Origin of the sequence: Vineibacter terrae (assembly GCF_008039615.1) — a bacterium.
Lineage (GTDB): Bacteria > Pseudomonadota > Alphaproteobacteria > Reyranellales > Reyranellaceae > Vineibacter > Vineibacter terrae.
This window is the reverse complement of the sequence record NZ_VDUZ01000006.1, coordinates 36946-53382: the sequence shown is the minus strand read 5'-3', so window position 1 is coordinate 53382 and position 16437 is coordinate 36946. Positions and strand designations below refer to the sequence as shown.

15 protein-coding genes are annotated in these 16437 nt (G+C 66.5%); 10 read left to right on the top strand and 5 right to left on the bottom strand.

What is annotated here, in order from left to right:
• Positions 1 to 2: 2 nt before the first annotated feature.
• Entirely contained in the window at positions 3 to 1619 is a 1617-nt protein-coding gene (locus tag FHP25_RS07010) for a gamma-glutamyltransferase family protein (protein ID WP_218578243.1), read from the bottom strand.
• Between the two features lie 146 nt (positions 1620 to 1765).
• On the opposite strand from FHP25_RS07010, the gene pcp reads away from it, so the two are divergent.
• On the top strand, positions 1766 to 2416 hold the full coding sequence (gene pcp, locus FHP25_RS07005; RefSeq protein WP_147846205.1) for a pyroglutamyl-peptidase I: 651 nt from the start codon (positions 1766 to 1768) through the stop codon (positions 2414 to 2416).
• Positions 2417 to 2423: 7 nt separating this feature from the next.
• Here pcp and FHP25_RS07000 read toward each other — a convergent pair whose 3' ends face one another.
• Positions 2424 to 2678 carry a hypothetical protein gene (locus FHP25_RS07000; RefSeq protein WP_147846204.1) on the bottom strand — a complete coding sequence of 85 codons (255 nt, stop codon included), beginning with the start codon at positions 2676 to 2678 and terminating at the stop codon, positions 2424 to 2426.
• A gap of 347 nt (positions 2679 to 3025) precedes the next feature.
• Here FHP25_RS07000 and FHP25_RS06995 point away from each other — a divergent pair, with 347 nt between their 5' ends.
• Together FHP25_RS06995 and FHP25_RS06990 are read left to right on the top strand one after the other, a co-directional pair.
• A complete protein-coding gene (locus tag FHP25_RS06995; protein ID WP_178133349.1) occupies positions 3026 to 3229 on the top strand; it encodes a hypothetical protein in 204 nt (67 codons plus the stop codon).
• 99 nt (positions 3230 to 3328) lie between these two features.
• Complete coding sequence (locus tag FHP25_RS06990; RefSeq protein ID WP_147846202.1) at positions 3329 to 4192, top strand: nitrilase-related carbon-nitrogen hydrolase; 864 nt, start codon at positions 3329 to 3331, stop codon at positions 4190 to 4192.
• Here FHP25_RS06990 and FHP25_RS06985 read toward each other — a convergent pair.
• Positions 4168 to 4842, bottom strand: a complete 675-nt coding sequence (locus FHP25_RS06985) for a TetR family transcriptional regulator C-terminal domain-containing protein (protein WP_147846201.1) — start codon at positions 4840 to 4842, stop codon at positions 4168 to 4170. The two genes, FHP25_RS06990 and FHP25_RS06985, sit on opposite strands and share 25 nt — an antisense overlap.
• Positions 4843 to 4952: 110 nt before the next feature.
• On the opposite strand from FHP25_RS06985, the gene FHP25_RS06980 reads away from it, so the two are divergent.
• From FHP25_RS06980 to FHP25_RS06955, 6 genes are all read left to right on the top strand, one after another.
• Positions 4953 to 6284, top strand: coding sequence for an NAD(P)-dependent oxidoreductase (locus FHP25_RS06980; RefSeq protein ID WP_147846200.1), 1332 nt, complete (start codon positions 4953 to 4955; stop codon positions 6282 to 6284).
• A 12-nt stretch (positions 6285 to 6296) separates the two neighbouring features.
• Positions 6297 to 7574 (top strand): NAD-dependent dihydropyrimidine dehydrogenase subunit PreA, encoded by a 1278-nt coding sequence (gene preA, locus FHP25_RS06975; protein ID WP_147846199.1) that lies wholly within the window; start codon positions 6297 to 6299, stop codon positions 7572 to 7574.
• 93 nt (positions 7575 to 7667) lie between these two features.
• On the top strand, positions 7668 to 8465 hold the full coding sequence (locus FHP25_RS06970) for an ABC transporter ATP-binding protein (protein ID WP_147846198.1): 798 nt from the start codon (positions 7668 to 7670) through the stop codon (positions 8463 to 8465).
• Between the two features lie 48 nt (positions 8466 to 8513).
• Positions 8514 to 9401, top strand: coding sequence for an ABC transporter permease (locus FHP25_RS06965; protein ID WP_147846197.1), 888 nt, complete (start codon positions 8514 to 8516; stop codon positions 9399 to 9401).
• 311 nt (positions 9402 to 9712) lie between these two features.
• The gene (locus tag FHP25_RS06960) at positions 9713 to 10519 is read left to right on the top strand and encodes an ABC transporter permease (protein ID WP_331461672.1); all 807 of its coding nucleotides are present in this window, start codon (positions 9713 to 9715) and stop codon (positions 10517 to 10519) included.
• A 39-nt stretch (positions 10520 to 10558) separates the two neighbouring features.
• Positions 10559 to 11557: an ABC transporter substrate-binding protein gene (locus FHP25_RS06955; protein ID WP_147846195.1), complete on the top strand. Its 999-nt coding sequence runs from the start codon at positions 10559 to 10561 to the stop codon at positions 11555 to 11557.
• Between the two features lie 143 nt (positions 11558 to 11700).
• On the opposite strand, the gene hydA is transcribed toward FHP25_RS06955, so the two are convergent.
• Positions 11701 to 13152 (bottom strand): dihydropyrimidinase, encoded by a 1452-nt coding sequence (hydA, locus tag FHP25_RS06950; protein ID WP_147846194.1) that lies wholly within the window; start codon positions 13150 to 13152, stop codon positions 11701 to 11703.
• Between the two features lie 476 nt (positions 13153 to 13628).
• On the opposite strand from hydA, the gene FHP25_RS41310 reads away from it, so the two are divergent.
• On the top strand, positions 13629 to 14705 hold the full coding sequence (locus tag FHP25_RS41310; RefSeq protein ID WP_218578241.1) for a class I SAM-dependent methyltransferase: 1077 nt from the start codon (positions 13629 to 13631) through the stop codon (positions 14703 to 14705).
• Between the two features lie 66 nt (positions 14706 to 14771).
• On the opposite strand, the gene FHP25_RS06940 is transcribed toward FHP25_RS41310, so the two are convergent.
• Positions 14772 to 16391 (bottom strand): methyltransferase domain-containing protein, encoded by a 1620-nt coding sequence (locus FHP25_RS06940; protein WP_147846193.1) that lies wholly within the window; start codon positions 16389 to 16391, stop codon positions 14772 to 14774.
• Positions 16392 to 16437 lie beyond the last annotated feature (46 nt).

Here is a 16437-nt window from a genome sequence, read left to right as displayed (position 1 = left end):
CGTCACACGGCGAGCGCGATCCCGTCATGGCCCGGATCAGCCCCACCATCGAGGCCCTCGGGATGGACCCGAATGGCATGGACGGCGGCAAAGCCGAACGTATAGGGGCTGCGCACCACCTCGTACCCCAGGCCCTGCAGCTCCCGCTCCGTGCTCCAGGGGATCCGGTTGGCGATATCGATGGCATCGCTCGTCGCCGAGAAGCGCGCCGCCGACACCGCCTCGACCATGGTCATGCGATGGTCGAGCGCGTTCAACACCACGTGCAGGACACCCATGGCGATCTGCGTTGCGCCCGGCGCACCGATGATCAGCTCCGGCTTGTCGCCCTTGAACACGATCGACGGCACCACGGAGCTGAAGCGCGCCTTGCCCGGCGCGATGCTGCCGGCGCGCCCCGGCCGCGGATCGAAGACGCCCATGCAGCCGTTGTACATGAAGCCCAGGCCATCGGTGATGACTCCCGAGGGCATGCCCAGCGAATGGGTCATCGTGAAGCAGTTGCCGTCCTTGTCGATCGCCGAGATATGCGTGGTGTCCTTGGTCGGCGTGCCGGCGTTGAAACGCGGCACGCTCGCCTTGACCCCACGCCGGATCTCGTCGGCCGATTCGCGCGCATAGTCTTTCGAGATGAGCCGGGCGACCGGCACATCGACGAACTTCGGATCGCCGACATGCAGGTCCTTGTCGATCGTGGCCCGCTTCATGGCCTCGGCCACCACCCGGACGTATTCGACCGAATTATGCTCCAGCGCAGCGAGATCGAAATGCTCCAGGATGTTCAGCATCTGGATCAGCATCACGCCGCCGCCCGGCGGCGGGTTGCTCGACACCCGCCAGTCGCGATAGGAGCCCCAGAGCGGCGCATTGTGGGCCGGCTGCCACTGCCTGAGGTCGTCCAGCGAGATCAGGCCATCATGCCGTTTCATATCATCGGCGATGGCGTGGGCAATCTCACCTTCATAGAAGACATCGGCGCCGCCTTCGGCGATCCGGCGCAGCACGGCGGCATAGTCACGGTTGATCACCGTATCGCCCACGCGCTTGGGTGAGCCGTCGTCGCGGCAGTAGAGGCGGCGCGCGGCCGGCGTGAAGCGCAGACGCTCGTGATTGGGCGCGCGCCCCATGGCGCCTTCATCGGCCCACCAGAAATGCACGTGTGGCCGCACGGTCCAGCCATGCTCCGCCCAGTGGATGGCCGGCTCCACCACCTGCGCCCATGGCAGCGCGCCATGCGCACGCTGAGCGGCGTAGTACATGCGCAGGTTCGCCGGCGCGCAAATCGAGCGATAGCCGATATCGTTGACCCGGCCTTTCAAGATGAAGCCGTAGCCGTCGCGCGCCTCGCTCTCGATCAGGTTGGCCCACATCTCGGGCCGCGCCGCCAACGGCGCCGGGGCGTGCGCATCGATATAGCCATGAAACTTCTTTGCCGGCATGTAGATGCCGCAGCTGCCGAAGCCCGCGATCCCGCACATCATCGGGTCGACCACGCCCTGCACCAGGGCGCAGGCAATGCCGGCGTCGACGGCATTGCCACCGGCCTTGAGCATCTCGGCCCCCGCCTCGGCCGCCTCGGGCTGCGGCGCCACGATCATCGCTTGCTTACGCTGGATCATTTCTCGGGTGTTCCTCTGTCGTCCTGGGGCTTCTCGGCGAACGGCGCCATGAACCGACAAAATCGTACAGCCCGGGGCAGGACGGGTCTACGATGCGCTCCCGTTCGTGGCGCGACGGTCGGCCACAAGCATGGAGGCTGCGGGGCGTGAAGCGGGTTCTGGTCACGGGCTTCGAGCCGTTCGACGGCGAGAGCATCAATCCGGCCTGGGAGGTCGCGCGCCGGCTGGACGGATGGCGCAGCGGATCACATGCCGTCGTGGCGCGCCGGCTGCCTTGTGCCTTCGGTGCCGTCCGCGACGCCCTCGACCACGAGCTGACGGCGCTTGCACCGGAAATCGTGATCTGCGTCGGCCAAGCCGGAGGCCGGGTCGACGTGTCGCTGGAACGCATCGCCATCAATGTCGACGACGCGCGGATTGCCGACAATGATGGTGCGCAACCCATCGACCGGCCGGTCGTGGCCGGCGCGCCCGCGGCCTATTTCACCACGCTGCCCGTAAAGGCGATCCTGCAGCGCCTGCGTCGCGCCGGATTGCCGGCGCAGGTGTCCAACACCGCCGGCACATTCGTTTGCAACCACACTTTCTATGTGCTGCGCCATCTCGCGGAGACGACGCACCGCGGTGTGCATCGCGCGGGCTTCATCCACATACCTTACCTGCCGGAGCAGGCGGCCCGCCATCCCGGCAGCCCGAGCCTGGCGCTCGATACCCTGATCGCAGCGCTGCGCATCGCGATCGAGACGTCCATCGAGGTGAGCGACGACATTCAACTTGCCGCCGGAGCGCTTCACTGATTGCGGTCTAGCTCGCTGGCTGCGCCGGGTCAGCCGCCTGCCGCGCTTGGTCGCGGCCGCGGGAGACTGCAGCCAGCAGCGCTTCGTGCAGCTCCTGCAGGCTCGCCTCGGCATCACGCCAGACCATGTCAGGCGCGTGCGCTTCGTCGGCAAAATGTCCGATCAACCGCAAAAGCTCGTGCACCTGCTGCCAAGCGTCACTCTCGGCCGTGGCGATGAAAGGAAGGTTGAACTCGAGCGCATCGTCGAGATCCTCGACCATCCGCTTGAGGGTACGCGCATCAGCGCTTCGCGCCATGGGCCGCTCCAGTCGGCAGCCTCCCTGTGCACACCCCGTGCAACGAGGGAGTGTTTGCGTTGCACGTGAAGAGTTTACCGTCAAAGGCGACTGCTCGCTGTAAGAATCTTGTGGCTCGTGGACCCACCGCTGGCAACCAATCCGGTTCTGCGGCATTGGTCCAGCAAGACCGCGCAGGATCGGCGCCGCGGGGCAAGCTGCCAGCCGGCCGTACCGTGGTCGGGGAAATCGGCAAGATGCATGTCCCATGCAGTACGGGCATGCCGCCGAGCCCATCAGCCGACACCAAGGTTCTGGACGGGAGAGACTTTATGAACCCTCGGGACATGTATGAAGCGCGAGCCCATGCAGCCGAACCGACCGGGCAGATGAACGACCGCTCTCGCCGGATTGCGGCGTTGGGGAGAACCATCCTGGATTACGCGACGCTTATCGGGTTGATCGCTATCGGCATCCTTCTCGTCGGCTTTGTGTCCAATTTCCTCTTCGGCTCGTCCGTCACCACCGCCCTGTAGCGGTCCGACCACGGCCGCAGCTCTGACCTCGCCAGTCGCTGCCGCCTGTATTTCGTGCCAGGATGCACCGGCGCCCGATCGCGGCGCCGGGAGCGCACCATGACCACGCTCAAGGGCGGACTGATCCAGATGCAGCTCAAAGGCGGCACCAACCTGGAGCCGGCCGTCATCCGCAGGCACATGATCGAGGCGCACACGCCGTTGATCGAGGCCGCCGCGCGGCAAGGCGTGCAGGTCCTGTGCATGCAGGAGGTGTTCACCCAGCCCTATTTCTGTCCGAGCCAGGACAGCAAATGGTATGCCGCCGTCGAGCGGATCCCCGACGGCCCGACCGTGACGCTGATGCAGGAGCTGGCCCGCAAGCATGCCATGGTGATCGTGGCACCGATCTATGAGGAGGAGATCACCGGCGTCTACTACAACACGGCCGCCGTGATCGACGCCGACGGCAAGTATCTCGGCAAGTACCGCAAGGTGCATATCCCGCAGGTGGCCGGCTTCTACGAAAAGTTCTTCTTTCGGCCGGGGAACCTCAGCTACCCGGTGTTCCAGACCGCTTACTGCAAGCTGGGCGTCTACATCTGCTACGATCGCCACTTCCCCGAGGGATGGCGGGCTCTGGCGCTGAACGGCGCCGAGTACATCGTCAATCCGTCCGCCACGGTGGCAGGCCTCAGCCAGTATCTGTGGGAGCTGGAGCAGCCCGCCGCCGCCGTAGCCAACGGCTGCTACATCGGCGCGGTCAACCGCATCGGCACCGAGGCACCGTGGAACATCGGCACGTTCTACGGCTCGAGCTATTTCGTCAATCCGCGCGGCGAGATCATCGCCCAGGCCAGCAGCGACAAGGACGAGCTCGTCACCGCCGACATGGACCTCGAGATGGTGCGCGAGGTGCGCAACCTCTGGCAGTTCTTCCGCGATCGCCGGCCGGAAACCTACGGCGACCTCCTGAGGCCCTGACCGGCCTTGCGGGGTGGCCCTGACGTCACCTTGCAGCCATCAAGGACCAGCTTCACGATCGTGTCGGTCGCTGCGGTGTAGTCGGCCTCGGTCAGCCGCTGGCGCCCCAGGACGGCCCGCACCTGCATCTCGAAGTCAGCATAGTGCTGTGTCATCGCCCAGAGGGTGAAAACGAGATGCACCGGGTCGACCGGATCCATCAGGCCCTGCCGCGCCCAGCGCCGCAGCACTACGGCTTTCTGCCCCACGCGGCGGCGCAGATCCGTCGCCAGATAGCCGCCGAGCTGCGGCGCGCCGTGCAGGATCTCGTTGGCGAACACCTTCGACGCGTTGGGCCGCTGCCTTGACCAGTGCATCTTGCTGCTGATGTAGTCACGCAGCGCTTCGGCGGGTTGCCGATCGGCGCGGATGGCGTCGAGCGCCCCCAACCAAAGATCCAGGATATTGGCCAGCACGGCGCGGTACAGCGCCTGCTTGGTGCCGAAGTAGTAGTGCAGGTTGGCCTTGGGCAGCTTGGCCCGGGCAGCGATCGCCGCCGTGGTAGCGCCTTGGAACCCGGCTTCAGCAAAGACCGCCTCGGCGGCGACCAGGATACGCGCCTCGTTGCGGGCGCGGATGCTGCCGCCCCTTCCCTGGGCTCGCTTGCTCATCCCTAAATCTTGACCGTTTGGTCAGTTCTTGACTACTGTGATTCGCAAGAGGAAGGCACGCCGGCATCCAGCCGGCCCCGCGGACATGCCATCCGAAGGCCAGGGCGACGATGCCAGACATCGGTGATATCGCGGCCAATCGGCTTTCTGCCGACCAGTACCAGCGCAACTTCGACGACATCGAGGCGCCGCTCGACCGCAAGCGGGCGCTGGTCGAGGCCAGCCGCTGCTATTTCTGCCACGACGCGCCCTGCCTGGAGGCCTGCCCGACCGGCATCGACATACCAGGCTTCATCCGCAAGATCGCGACCGACAACGTCAAGGGCTCGGCCGTCACCATCCTGGAAGAGAACATCATGGGCGGCGCCTGCGCCCGCGTCTGCCCGACGGAGATCCTGTGCGAGCAGGCCTGTGTGCGCACGGCGCAGGAAGGCAAGCCGGTCAATATCGGTGCCCTGCAGCGCTACGCCACCGACTGGCTGCTCGACAGAGGCATCCAGCCGTTCCAGCGCGCCAAGTCCAGCGGCAAGACGGTCGCTGTCGTCGGTGCCGGCCCGGCGGGGCTGGCCTGCGCCCATCGTCTGGCGCTGCTGGGCCATGCCGTCACGGTGTTCGAGGCGCGGCCCAAGGCCGGCGGCCTCAACGAGCACGGCGTGGCCGCCTACAAGGTGCCGCACGATTTCGCCCAGCGTGAAGTCGGCTTCATCCTGTCGTTGGGCGGCATCGAGCTGCGGACCGGCCAGGCGCTGGGGCGCGACGTGACCCTCGCCCAGCTGCGCCGCGACCACGACGCGGTGTTTATCGGCACCGGCCTCGGCGGCGTGAACGCGCTGCAGCTGGACAATGAAGCGCTGGCCGGGGTCGAGGACGCGGTGGCCTATATCGAGCGGCTGCGTCAGGCCGACGACAAGTCGGCACTGTCCATCGGCCGGCGCGTGGTGGTGATCGGCGGCGGCAACACCGCAATCGACATCGCGGTGCAGGCGCGACGGCTGGGCGCCGAGGATGTCACGATCGTCTATCGTCGCGGGCCGCAGAACATGGGCGCAACGGGTCATGAGCAGGATTTCGCCCAGACCAACGGCGTTCGCATCCGGCACTGGGCGCGGCCGGTGCGCCTGATCGGCGATAGCGGACGGCTGGCCGCGGCCGAATTCGAGTCGACCGCCGCCGGCGGCCCGGGCCGCCGCTTCACCTTGGAAACGGACATGCTGTTCAAGGCGATCGGACAGGTGTTCGTGGCCGCGCCCGTGAGCGAAGGCGGACAGGCCCTGCTTGAGCTGCAGGCCGGCCGCATCGCCGTCGACGCCGAAGGCCGCACCTCGCTGCCCGATGTCTGGGCCGGCGGCGACTGTGTCGCGGGCCCCGATCTCACCGTGAGCGCGGTGCAGGACGGCAAGCGCGCAGCGCATGCGATCGACCGCTACCTGCGAAACGCCTGAGGGAGGACCGCCATGGCCGACCTGCGTTGCACCTTCGCCGGCATCAAGTCGCCCAACCCGTTCTGGCTGGCATCGGCGCCGCCCACCGACAAGGAATACAACGTCGTGCGGGCCTTCAAGGCCGGCTGGGGCGGCGCCGTCTGGAAGACCCTGGGCGAGGCCGGACCGCCGGTCGTCAACACCGCCTCGCGCTATGGCACGCTGGAGGTCAACGGCCAGCGCATGGTCGGCTTCAACAACATCGAGCTGATCACCGACCGGCCGCTGGAGGTGAACCTGCGCGAGATCAAGCAGGTCAAGCGCGACTGGCCTGACCGGGCGCTGATCGTCTCCCTGATGGTGCCCTGCGTCGAGGAGAGCTGGAAGAGCATCCTCGCCACGGTCGAGGACACCGCCTGCGACGGCGTCGAGCTGAACTTCGGCTGCCCGCACGGCATGTCCGAGCGCGGCATGGGGGCCGCGGTGGGCCAGGTGCCGGAATACATCGAGATGGTGACGCGCTGGTGCAAGCAGCACACCCGCATGCCCGTTCTGGTCAAGCTGACGCCCAACGTCACGAACATCCTGGGCCCGGCACGCGCGGCGCGGCAAGGCGGCGCCGACGCGGTGTCGCTGATCAATACCGTGAACTCCATCATCGCGGTCGACCTCGACGCGATGGCGCCGGCGCCGACGGTCGACGGCAAGGGCACGCATGGCGGCTATTGCGGGCCGGCCGTCAAGCCGATCGCGCTGCACATGGTGGCCGAGATCGCGCGCGACCCGCACTGCGCCGGCCTGCCGATCTCGGGCATCGGCGGCATCGCCACCTGGCGCGACGCCGCCGAGTTCCTGGCGCTGGGTGCAGGCTCGGTCCAGGTCTGCACCGCAGCCATGCACTACGGCTTCAAGATCATCGACGACCTGGTCGACGGTCTCGGCAACTGGCTGGACGAGAAGGGCTACGCCGACCTGCCGGCGGTGGTCGGCCGCGCCGTGCCCAACGTCACCGACTGGCAATACCTCAACCTCAACCACAGGATCGTGGCGCGCATCGATCAGGACCGCTGCATCAAATGCGGCCTGTGCCATATCGCCTGCGAGGACACCTCGCACCAGGCGGTCGCGGCCACGCGCATCGACGGCGAGCGCCACTACGAGGTGATCGACGCCGAGTGCGTGGGCTGCAATCTCTGCATGCATGCCTGTCCGGTGACCGGCTGCATCAGCATGGTCGAGGTGGAGACCGGCAAGCCTTACCTCAACTGGACGCAGCACCCCAACAACCCGATGCGCCAGGCCGCGGAGTAGATGACGACCATGTCGAGCGCGCCCTCCTGTCAGCCCGGACGCAGCCGGGAAAGAGCCGTCGCTGCATCCGGGCTGACAGCCTCGGTGTGATGCATGACCGCGCCTGATGCCCGTACGGCCGCGATCGATATCCGCAAGCTGTCGCTGACGTATCACACCGCCGATGCGCCCGTGCTGGCCCTGTCGGATGTCGACCTGCGGGTCCAGCGCGGCGAGTTCGTCTCGTTCATCGGGCCCTCGGGCTGCGGCAAGACCACGCTGATGCGGGTGATCGCCAACCTGGTCGAGCCGACCGACGGCAGCATCACCGTCAACGGCATGAGCCCGGAGCAGGCACGCCTGCAGCGCGCCTACGGCTATGTCTTCCAGGCACCGGCGCTCTATCCCTGGCGCACGGTGCGGCGCAACCTCACCCTGCCGCTGGAGATCATGGGCATGGCCAAGGCCGAACGCCGGGCCCGAGCCGAGAAGTACCTGGCGCTGGTGGGCCTGCAGGGGTTCGAGAACAAGTTCCCGTGGCAGCTCTCCGGTGGCATGCAGCAGCGCGTCTCGATCGCACGCGCGCTGGGCTTCGAGCCCGACCTGCTGCTGATGGACGAGCCGTTCGGGGCGCTGGACGAGATCACCCGCGACCACCTCAACGAGCATCTCCTGCGGCTGTGGGAGCGCACGCGGGTGACGGTGATCTTCGTGACACATTCGATCTCGGAGGCCGTGTTCCTGTCCAACCGCATCGTGGTGATGTCGCCGCGGCCGGGCCGCATCCTGGAGGTGATCGACAGCGACCTGCCGCCCGACCGCACGCTGGACGTGCGCGAGACCGCGGCGTTCCTGAAGATCGCGCACCGCGTGCGCGTCGCGCTGCGGGCCGGGCATAGCTATGACGACTAGCCTCGTCACGCCTTCTGCCTTCCACACGCGGAAGGCATGGGAGGCGGCATGACCCTGCTGCGGTCCTGGCGCGAGGGCTATGCGCTGCCGCTCGCCACCGTGCTGCTGGTGCTGCTGGTGATCTGGTACGCCGCGGCTGTGTGGCTGAACGCGCCGCAGGTGATCTCGATCGTCTTCAGCGACAAGCCCGACTGGACCTTGCGGGAGCTGGTCGACGCGACCTGGTCGATGGAGCGCCCGGTGCTGCCGGCGCCGCACCAGGTGGCGATCGAGCTCTACGAGTCGGTGTTCGAGCAGGAGATCACGTCACGCCGCAGCCTCGCCTACCACACGCTGGTGACGGCGTCATCGACCGTGCTCGGCTTCGCGCTGGGCATCGTGCTGGGTGTGCTGCTGGCGGTCGGCATCGTGCATGTGCGCACGCTCGACCGGTCGCTGCTGCCCTGGATCATCGCCTCCCAGACCATCCCGATCCTGGCCATCGCGCCGATGATCATCGTGGTGCTGGGCAACGCCGGCTTCACCGGTCTGCTGCCCAAGGCCATCATCTCGATGTACCTGTGCTTCTTCCCGGTGGCGATCGGCATGATCAAGGGCCTGCGCTCGCCCGATCCGCTGCAGCTCGACCTGATGCGCACCTACTCGGCGTCGCCGGCACAGGTGTTCTGGAAGCTGCACAGTCCCGCCTCGGTGCCCTTCCTGTTCGCCTCGCTCAAGGTGGCGATCGGCATCAGCCTGGTGGGCGCCATCGTGGGCGAGTTGCCGACCGGCGGCCAGGAAGGCATCGGCGCGCGGCTGCTCAGCGGCTCCTACTATGGTCAGACCGTCCAGATCTGGGCCGCGCTGGTGATGGCGGCGCTTCTGGGCATGGTGCTGGTGGCCCTGGTCGGGCTGGCCGAGCGCCTGACCCTGCAGCGTATGGGGGCCCGGCCATGAGCCGCCGGCCTGACTGGCTGTGCGCCCTGGCCCTGGTCCTGCTTCTGGCGGCCCTGGTCCTGCCGGTGGGTCGCGACGAGGCCGGCGCGGCGTACTGGTCCGGCCAGGGCCCCGTGATCATCGGCCTGGCTGCGGCTTGCGTGCTGGCGGGCTGGGCGGCGCTGACGCGGCCACAGGGATTGGCCGCAGGCCTGACATTGGCGGTGGCCGTCGTGCTGGGCGCGGCCGGGCCGCTGGCGCTGCTGGGCGCCGGCCTGACGCTGGAGACGGAGGCGCCGGGCCTGTGGCTGGTGGTCGTCGCGCTCGTGTGCCTGACTTGGCGCGCGCTCCAGCTGCTGGCCGGCACGGCGCCCAACCGCCTGGTGCACGACGTCCTCGTGCCCGCCCTGTTCGGGCTGTGGCTGCTCTACCTCTGGGAAGTCGTGGTGGGCGGCTTCGCGATCCCGCGCGTGCTGCTGCCCGGCCCGAGCCAGATCGGCCGGGTGATCGCCGCCAGCGCCGACGTGCTGGCCCAGGATTTCCGCCAGACCTTCCTGAAGTCAGTGCTGACGGGCTTCGCGCTGGGCTCCGGCAGCGGCTTCCTGGTCGCCATCCTGATCGACCGCTCGCCTTTCCTGCAGCGCGGACTGCTGCCGCTGGGGGCGCTGGTCAGCGCCATCCCGATCGTGGGCATCGCGCCCATCATGGTGATGTGGTTCGGCTTCGACTGGCAGTCCAAGGTCGCCGTCATCGTCGTGATGACCTTCTTCCCGATGCTGGTGAACGCCCTGGCCGGACTGCACGCCGCCGGCGACATGGAGCGCGACCTGATGCGTTCCTACGCCGCCAGCTACTGGCAGACGCTGCTGCGCCTGCGGCTGCCCAATGCGCTGCCCTTCATCTTCAACGCGCTCAAGATCAATTCGACGCTATCGTTGATCGGCGCTATCGTCGCCGAGTTCTTCGGCACGCCCATCCTGGGCATGGGCTTCCGCATCTCGACGGAGGTCGGCCGCATGAATATCGAGATGGTATGGGCAACCATCGCGGTCGCGGCCGTGGCCGGCTCGCTGTTCTACGCCGTGCTGGCGCTGGGCGAGCGGGCCCTGACCTTCTGGCATCCATCCTATCGGCAGTGAGGCAGCAGGCGTGGGAGCAACCAAGAGGAGGAGAGCACCATGAGACTGATCGGATTGCTGGCCGGCGTCGCGGCCGTCGCGCTCACGGCGGCGGCGCAGGCGCAGGACAAGCTGACGCTGCAGCTGAAATGGGTGACGCAGGCGCAGTTCGCCGGCTATTACGTGGCCAAGGACAAGGGCTTCTACAAGGACGAGAAGCTGGACGTCACGATCAAGCCGGGCGGGCCCGACATCGCGCCGCCGCAGGTGGCGGCCGGCGGCGGTGCCGACGTGATCATCGACTGGATGCCGGCTGCGCTGGCCTCGCGCGAGAAGGGCGTGCCGCTGGTCAACATCGCCCAGATCTACAAGCGCTCCGGCATGATGCTGACCTGCCGCAAGGACAGCGGCATCAAGACCCCGGCCGACTTCAAGGGCCGCACGCTGGGCGTCTGGTTCGCCGGCAACGAATATCCTTTCCTGTCCTGGATGGACAAGCTGGGGCTGAAGACCAGCGGTGCCAACCCCGACATCAAGGTGCTGAAGCAGGGCTTCAACGTCGATCCGCTGCTGCAGAAGCAGGCCGACTGCATCTCGACCATGACCTACAACGAGTACTGGCAGGTGATCGACGCCGGCATCAAGCCCGACCAGCTGCTGGTGTTCAAGTACGAGGACCAGGGCGTCGCCACGCTCGAGGACGGCTTCTACACCACCGAAGCCAAGCTCAAGGATCCGGCGATGGCCGATCGGCTGGCCCGCTTCGTGCGCGCCACCGCCAAGGGCTGGGACTACGCCGTCAAGAACCAGGCCGAGGCCGTGAAGATCGTGCTCAACAACGACGCCACCGGCGCCCAGAAGGCGAACCACCAGACGCGCATGATGAGCGAGGTGGCCAAGCTGGTGGCCGACCAGCCCAAGGGCATCGGCTACCTCGAGCCCGCCGACTACGAGCGCACCGTGGCCACGCTGCTGGGCGGCAAGTCCGATCCGGTGATCACCAAGAAGCCGGTCGGCGCCTGGACGCATCAGATCATCGACGCGGCGATGAAGAAGTAGGAGCCTTACCTTCCCACGCTCGCGGGGGAAGGTGCCCGAAGGGCGGATGGGGGTTGTTTTTCACGCACTCAGTTTGGCGCAGGCGTCCCCCATCCGGCGCTACGCGCCACCTTCCCCCGCAAGCGGGGGAAGGTATGGAAAACCTACTCCGCCGCTGCTCTCGGCACTGCACGTGGGCGCCTGGCGTCAGCCTGGCGCCGGATCGCGTCATAGTACGGCGCGAAGGTCGGGCGATCGATGTAGCGGCCGGCACCCCGCACCGCGTTCAGCTGGCCGTCGGCCCAGACCACGTTGCCCTGGGAGATGGTGTGGGTGGCGATGCCCTGCACGGTCATGCCTTCGAAGATGTTGAAGTCGATCTGCTGGTGGTGCGTCTTGGCCGAGATGGTGCGGCTGGCGGCGGGGTCCCACACCACGAGGTCGGCGTCGGCACCGACGCTCACCGAGCCCTTGCGCGGATAGATGTTGAAGATCTGCGCGGCGTTGGTCGAGGTCACGCGCACAAACTCGTTGGGCGTGAGACGGCCCTTGCCGACGCCATGATGCCACAGCACCGCCATGCGGTCCTCGACGCCGCCGGTGCCGTTGGGGATCTTGGTGAAATCGGTGCGCCCGGCCGCCTTCTGCGGCGCACAGAAGCAGCAATGGTCGGTCGCCGTGGTCTGCAGGTTGCCCGATTGCAGGCCGCGCCAGAGATGCTTCTGGTGCTCCTTGGCACGGAACGGCGGACTCATGACGTACGCTGCCGCGGTGTTCCAGTCGGGATTGCGGTAGACGCTGTCATCGATCAGCAAATGGCCGGCCAGCACCTCGCCGAACACGCGCTGGCCTTCGTTGCGGGCCCGCGTGATCGCCTCCAGCGACTGGCGGCAGGAGTTGTGCACGACATAGAGCGGCACGCCCAGCACCTCGGCGATGCGGATCGCGCGGTTGGCCGCCTCGCCCTCGACCTCCGGCGGCCGCGACAAGGGATGGCCCTCGGGCCCGGTGATTCCGGCCTTCAGGAGCTGCTGCTGCAGGTGAAACACCAGCTCGCCGTTCTCGGCGTGCACGGTGCAGATCGCCCCCAGCTCACGGGCCCGCGAGAAGCTGTTCACCAGCACCTCGTCCTCGGCCATGATGGCACCCTTGTAGGCCATGAAGTGCTTGAAGCTGTTGACGCCGTGCTCGCGCGTCAGCGTGCCCATGTCGCGATGCACGCTCTCGTCCCACCATGTCACCGCGACATGGAACGAATAGTCGCCGGCCGCCTTCTCCGCCCAGCCCCGCCACTTCTTGTAGGCCGCCATCAGCGGTTCCTGCGGGTCCGGAATCACGAAGTCGATGATCATGGTCGTGCCGCCGGCGAAGGCCGCCGCGGTGCCGGAGTAGAAATCCTCCGACGCCGTCGTGCCCATGAAAGGCAGCTCCATGTGCGTATGCGGGTCGATGCCGCCGGGCATCACCAGCTGGCCACCAGCGTCGACCACCTGCGTGCCCGCCGGCATGTCGATCTTGCCGCCGACGGCCTGGATCCTGCCGTCGGCGCACAGCACGTCGGCCCGGAAGCTGTGCTCGGCGGTCACCACGGTGCCGCCACGGATGAGCGTAGCCATGCGATCCTCTCCTTTGCCCGATGCAGGCGTCCGCCTGGAAAGCTGATCGTCCGGTCAAGCTTAACGCCGATTGCGGGTCACGCTCCACGACAGAAACGACAGAAACTCGTTTTGCTTATGATCCCAAGGGCTTGGGTCGTTCCAACGTAGCGACAGAAACCGGACAGAAACCGACAGAAACCCGGATCCGTCTTCGAACGCCCGTCGGCTCAGAGTCGGGTACGCAAGCTCGGGTATCTATATGCTATTCTTCTTCAGAGAACAAGAACTAGTTGTAATGACAGGGTCCGCTCACGGCGCATGTCTCAACGTCGAGGCATGTGTGATGCTCGGCGTGATACAGCCTGTTCCAGAACAGGAAGCGCAGCCCGGGATCGGCCAGCACGGGTGCCTGTGAACGGCTCGCTGCCGAGCAGCGGTAGCAGCCAGCATAGCAGCAGCGCAGATGCTCGCTTCTCTTCGGAAGAACAAGAGCCATGTTCAATCCTCGGCTTTCGCCATGGTATGGGCATGCCACTCGAATCCAGAAGGTGCCTTTGGCGGTGTGTGTGTCCGAATCAACGCCCCTGCTATCGCAAGCAGCATGTGGCGGCGCTGCGACGGCGCCCGAAATGCGAGGATGGACGACCGATGTCGTCTGGTCCATTGAACGCTACTCCTACTTTCACAATACCCTGCACATCATCGGCTTCGCGTTCAGCCGCACCAGCCGCGTCGTTAGCATGGCAGTCGGCCTCCCCGGCCACGGGATGGTCCCGATCCCGAACGCCGGGCTACCTAGTCCCGACGTGGCGCGTCTGTATGGCCGACAAGCGGCTGCATGCCGCTTCGACCAAGTGCTGCTGCTCGCCGCCGGCGCGGCGGTGCTGTCAGCGACCCTGGTGGTGACGCTGGCCGATGGCCGGACCGAGGCGATGCCCTTGGCCGCCTCGGACTCCAGCGATGCGTCCGGCGGCATGATAAGTCGCTTTCTCGCCGACCTGGCGAAGCGACCGCCCGGCCACATGCTCGAGGTCGGATCGCGTGCCCGGACCGGCGCGACCTACACGTCCCTGCTGCCACCGGGCTGGCGCTACACCGGCTTTGACGTGATGGATGGCCCCAATGTGGACGTCGTCGGTGACGCCCACCAGGCGAGCCGCTTCCTGCCACACGGCGCCTACGATGCGGTCATGTCCTTCTCGGTGTTCGAGCACTTGCTGATGCCGTGGAAGGCTGCCATCGAGCTCAACCGCGTGCTGCGGGTCGGTGCCCTGGGCCTTATCGTGGCGCCGCAGACATGGCCCCTGCACGAGGAGCCTTGTGACTATTTCCGCTTCTCGCGGCACGCCTGGAAAGCGCTGTTCAATCGCGCTACCGGGTTCGAGATCGTCGATGCGGTCCACGGTGCCACGGCCTATGTGGTGCCACGCAGCCTCACCGCCGCCAGCTGCTTCGGCGAACAGCACACGGCCGCTCTCATGGCGAGCGTCATCTTCCGCAAGGTTGGTGAGACGACGCTGGACTGGCCGGTGGACATGGAGAACATTGCGCAAGATGTCTATCCGGCGTAGCACCGGGCCGTTGCTGTCAACATCTGGAGCCAGAGCCCTCGCTACTGTCCGGCCGTCACCGGGGCTTCAGTCTGCCAGCCGCCGAGCGAGGATGGCGAGCGCGGGACCTGCGGCATGATCCGGCTCCTCGAATGCGAGACGGATGTCAGCGAAACCCAGCCTGTCCAGGACCTTGAGCAGATCGTCGCGCTCCATCCAGCGGGGTTCGCTGTGGGGGCCGCCGCAAAACTTGGGATCGTTGGCATGGCCGTACGGACGGACATGCAGCACAATGCGCTCGCCGCGCCACTCCCGCATCTCCTGCCTGGCGATCACAAGGCGACGCGGATCATCCAGCGGCATGGCTGCTGCATCTACGACATGGGTCCACAGGAACAGAGTGTCTGTCCTGGCAGCCAGCGCCTCCAGCAGCCGCAGAGGATCCTTCGCGTGGTACAGCACACCGCTGGCGACGATCAACGGCCAGCGCCTCTGATCCTCTTCCAGGAAGCGGGTGAAATCGCCGAGCAGGAATGCGGCATCGCGCAGGCGGCGGATTTCCTTCACAATCAGGCAACGCAGGAAGGCCTGTGGATTGGCCTCGATAGCCACCACCGAACGGGCGCCCGCAGCCAGCAACATCGCGGTATGACTGGCTTCGAGCGGACCGAGTTCAAGAACCTCGAGTCCTCTCACATTCCCGACCGCTGACAGAAGCCACGTGATGCGCGGATCGGCATGAAGCGCGATGTCACCAGCATTCACGCCATGGTTCGACGGAAAGGCGCAAACCCATGCCCCTTTGAAGAGGTCGACGGCATTCTGAGCGCGCGGCAGATCCTCGACGTAGGCGGTCTCGAGCGTCGGCGATGCCTGCGGAGGCCCGTCTGCCCTGTTCACGCCGCCTTCGGCCGCCTCCAGAATGGCTTGGCGCGCAAGGGCGGCACGGTCGGGCGTCGACGCGGCTGCTGCCCGGGACAATACCACCATGAATTCACAGCCGATGCTGCCGTGAAAAAACACCTCCCCCATGGCGGTCAGTCCCAACGACCGCAAATCGGCGAGGATGAGGCGAAAGCTCGACGGCGTGAATACCCAGGCGTGACAGTCGACGTAGTCCGACGACTCCTGCACCGCCATGGCGTAACCCGCCGCAGGGCTACCTGCGAACGCAAAATCGCCACCGTCGGCCTCAGCCCATACCGCCACACCATTGCGTGTCGCATGCGACGCATAGTGGTCGTAAAGAGCACCGGCATCATGCCGCCGCTGACCGGCGAGATAAGCCCTCAGCATCTGCCCGGCCGTGCTGACGGGCCGCAGGTAGTCGAAGCAGAAGCGCCGGTCCGGAACCAGCAGGATCAGCTTGCCGCCATCCGTCAACGCCCGCTCGCAGCGTTGAAGGAAATGGATCGGGTCGGGCATGTGCTCGAGCACATGACTGACCACGATGTAGTCAAAGCGTTCGCCGGGCGCCAGCAGAGCCGTGAACTCTGCTCCGTCATCGATGGCGTCTACTTCCTCGATCCGACTCGTATCAACCCCAAGAGCGGTATACTTGGTCCGCAAGCCGTCGGCATCAGCGTGGTCAATCACCAGGACATCGTAGCCGTCGGCCTTCGGCAAGATCGGCGCAACGGACGCACCCAGTTCGATTCCGCGCTCGGACTTGGCGATCATTTCGCGTATGAGCTGTCGAAAATCCATGGTATCCGCCCGATCCGGCGTGTTAGACGTACTCGCCATTCCATTG

What these genes read in the sequence shown, in the direction of transcription:
- FHP25_RS07010 (WP_218578243.1), bottom strand. Translation starts at nt 1,619, where the DNA reads ATGATCCAGCGTAAGCAAGCGATGATCGTGGCGCCGCAGCCCGAGGCG.
- preA (WP_147846199.1), top strand. Translation starts at nt 6,297, where the DNA reads ATGGCCGACCTGCGTTGCACCTTCGCCGGCATCAAGTCGCCCAACCCG.
- FHP25_RS41310 (WP_218578241.1), top strand. Translation starts at nt 13,629, where the DNA reads ATGTTCAATCCTCGGCTTTCGCCATGGTATGGGCATGCCACTCGAATC.
- FHP25_RS06990 (WP_147846202.1), top strand. Translation starts at nt 3,329, where the DNA reads ATGACCACGCTCAAGGGCGGACTGATCCAGATGCAGCTCAAAGGCGGC.
- FHP25_RS06955 (WP_147846195.1), top strand. Translation starts at nt 10,559, where the DNA reads ATGAGACTGATCGGATTGCTGGCCGGCGTCGCGGCCGTCGCGCTCACG.
- FHP25_RS06980 (WP_147846200.1), top strand. Translation starts at nt 4,953, where the DNA reads ATGCCAGACATCGGTGATATCGCGGCCAATCGGCTTTCTGCCGACCAG.
- FHP25_RS07000 (WP_147846204.1), bottom strand. Translation starts at nt 2,678, where the DNA reads ATGGTCGAGGATCTCGACGATGCGCTCGAGTTCAACCTTCCTTTCATC.
- FHP25_RS06940 (WP_147846193.1), bottom strand. Translation starts at nt 16,391, where the DNA reads ATGGATTTTCGACAGCTCATACGCGAAATGATCGCCAAGTCCGAGCGC.
- hydA (WP_147846194.1), bottom strand. Translation starts at nt 13,152, where the DNA reads ATGGCTACGCTCATCCGTGGCGGCACCGTGGTGACCGCCGAGCACAGC.
- FHP25_RS06965 (WP_147846197.1), top strand. Translation starts at nt 8,514, where the DNA reads ATGACCCTGCTGCGGTCCTGGCGCGAGGGCTATGCGCTGCCGCTCGCC.
- FHP25_RS06970 (WP_147846198.1), top strand. Translation starts at nt 7,668, where the DNA reads ATGACCGCGCCTGATGCCCGTACGGCCGCGATCGATATCCGCAAGCTG.
- FHP25_RS06985 (WP_147846201.1), bottom strand. Translation starts at nt 4,842, where the DNA reads ATGAGCAAGCGAGCCCAGGGAAGGGGCGGCAGCATCCGCGCCCGCAAC.
- FHP25_RS06995 (WP_178133349.1), top strand. Translation starts at nt 3,026, where the DNA reads ATGAACCCTCGGGACATGTATGAAGCGCGAGCCCATGCAGCCGAACCG.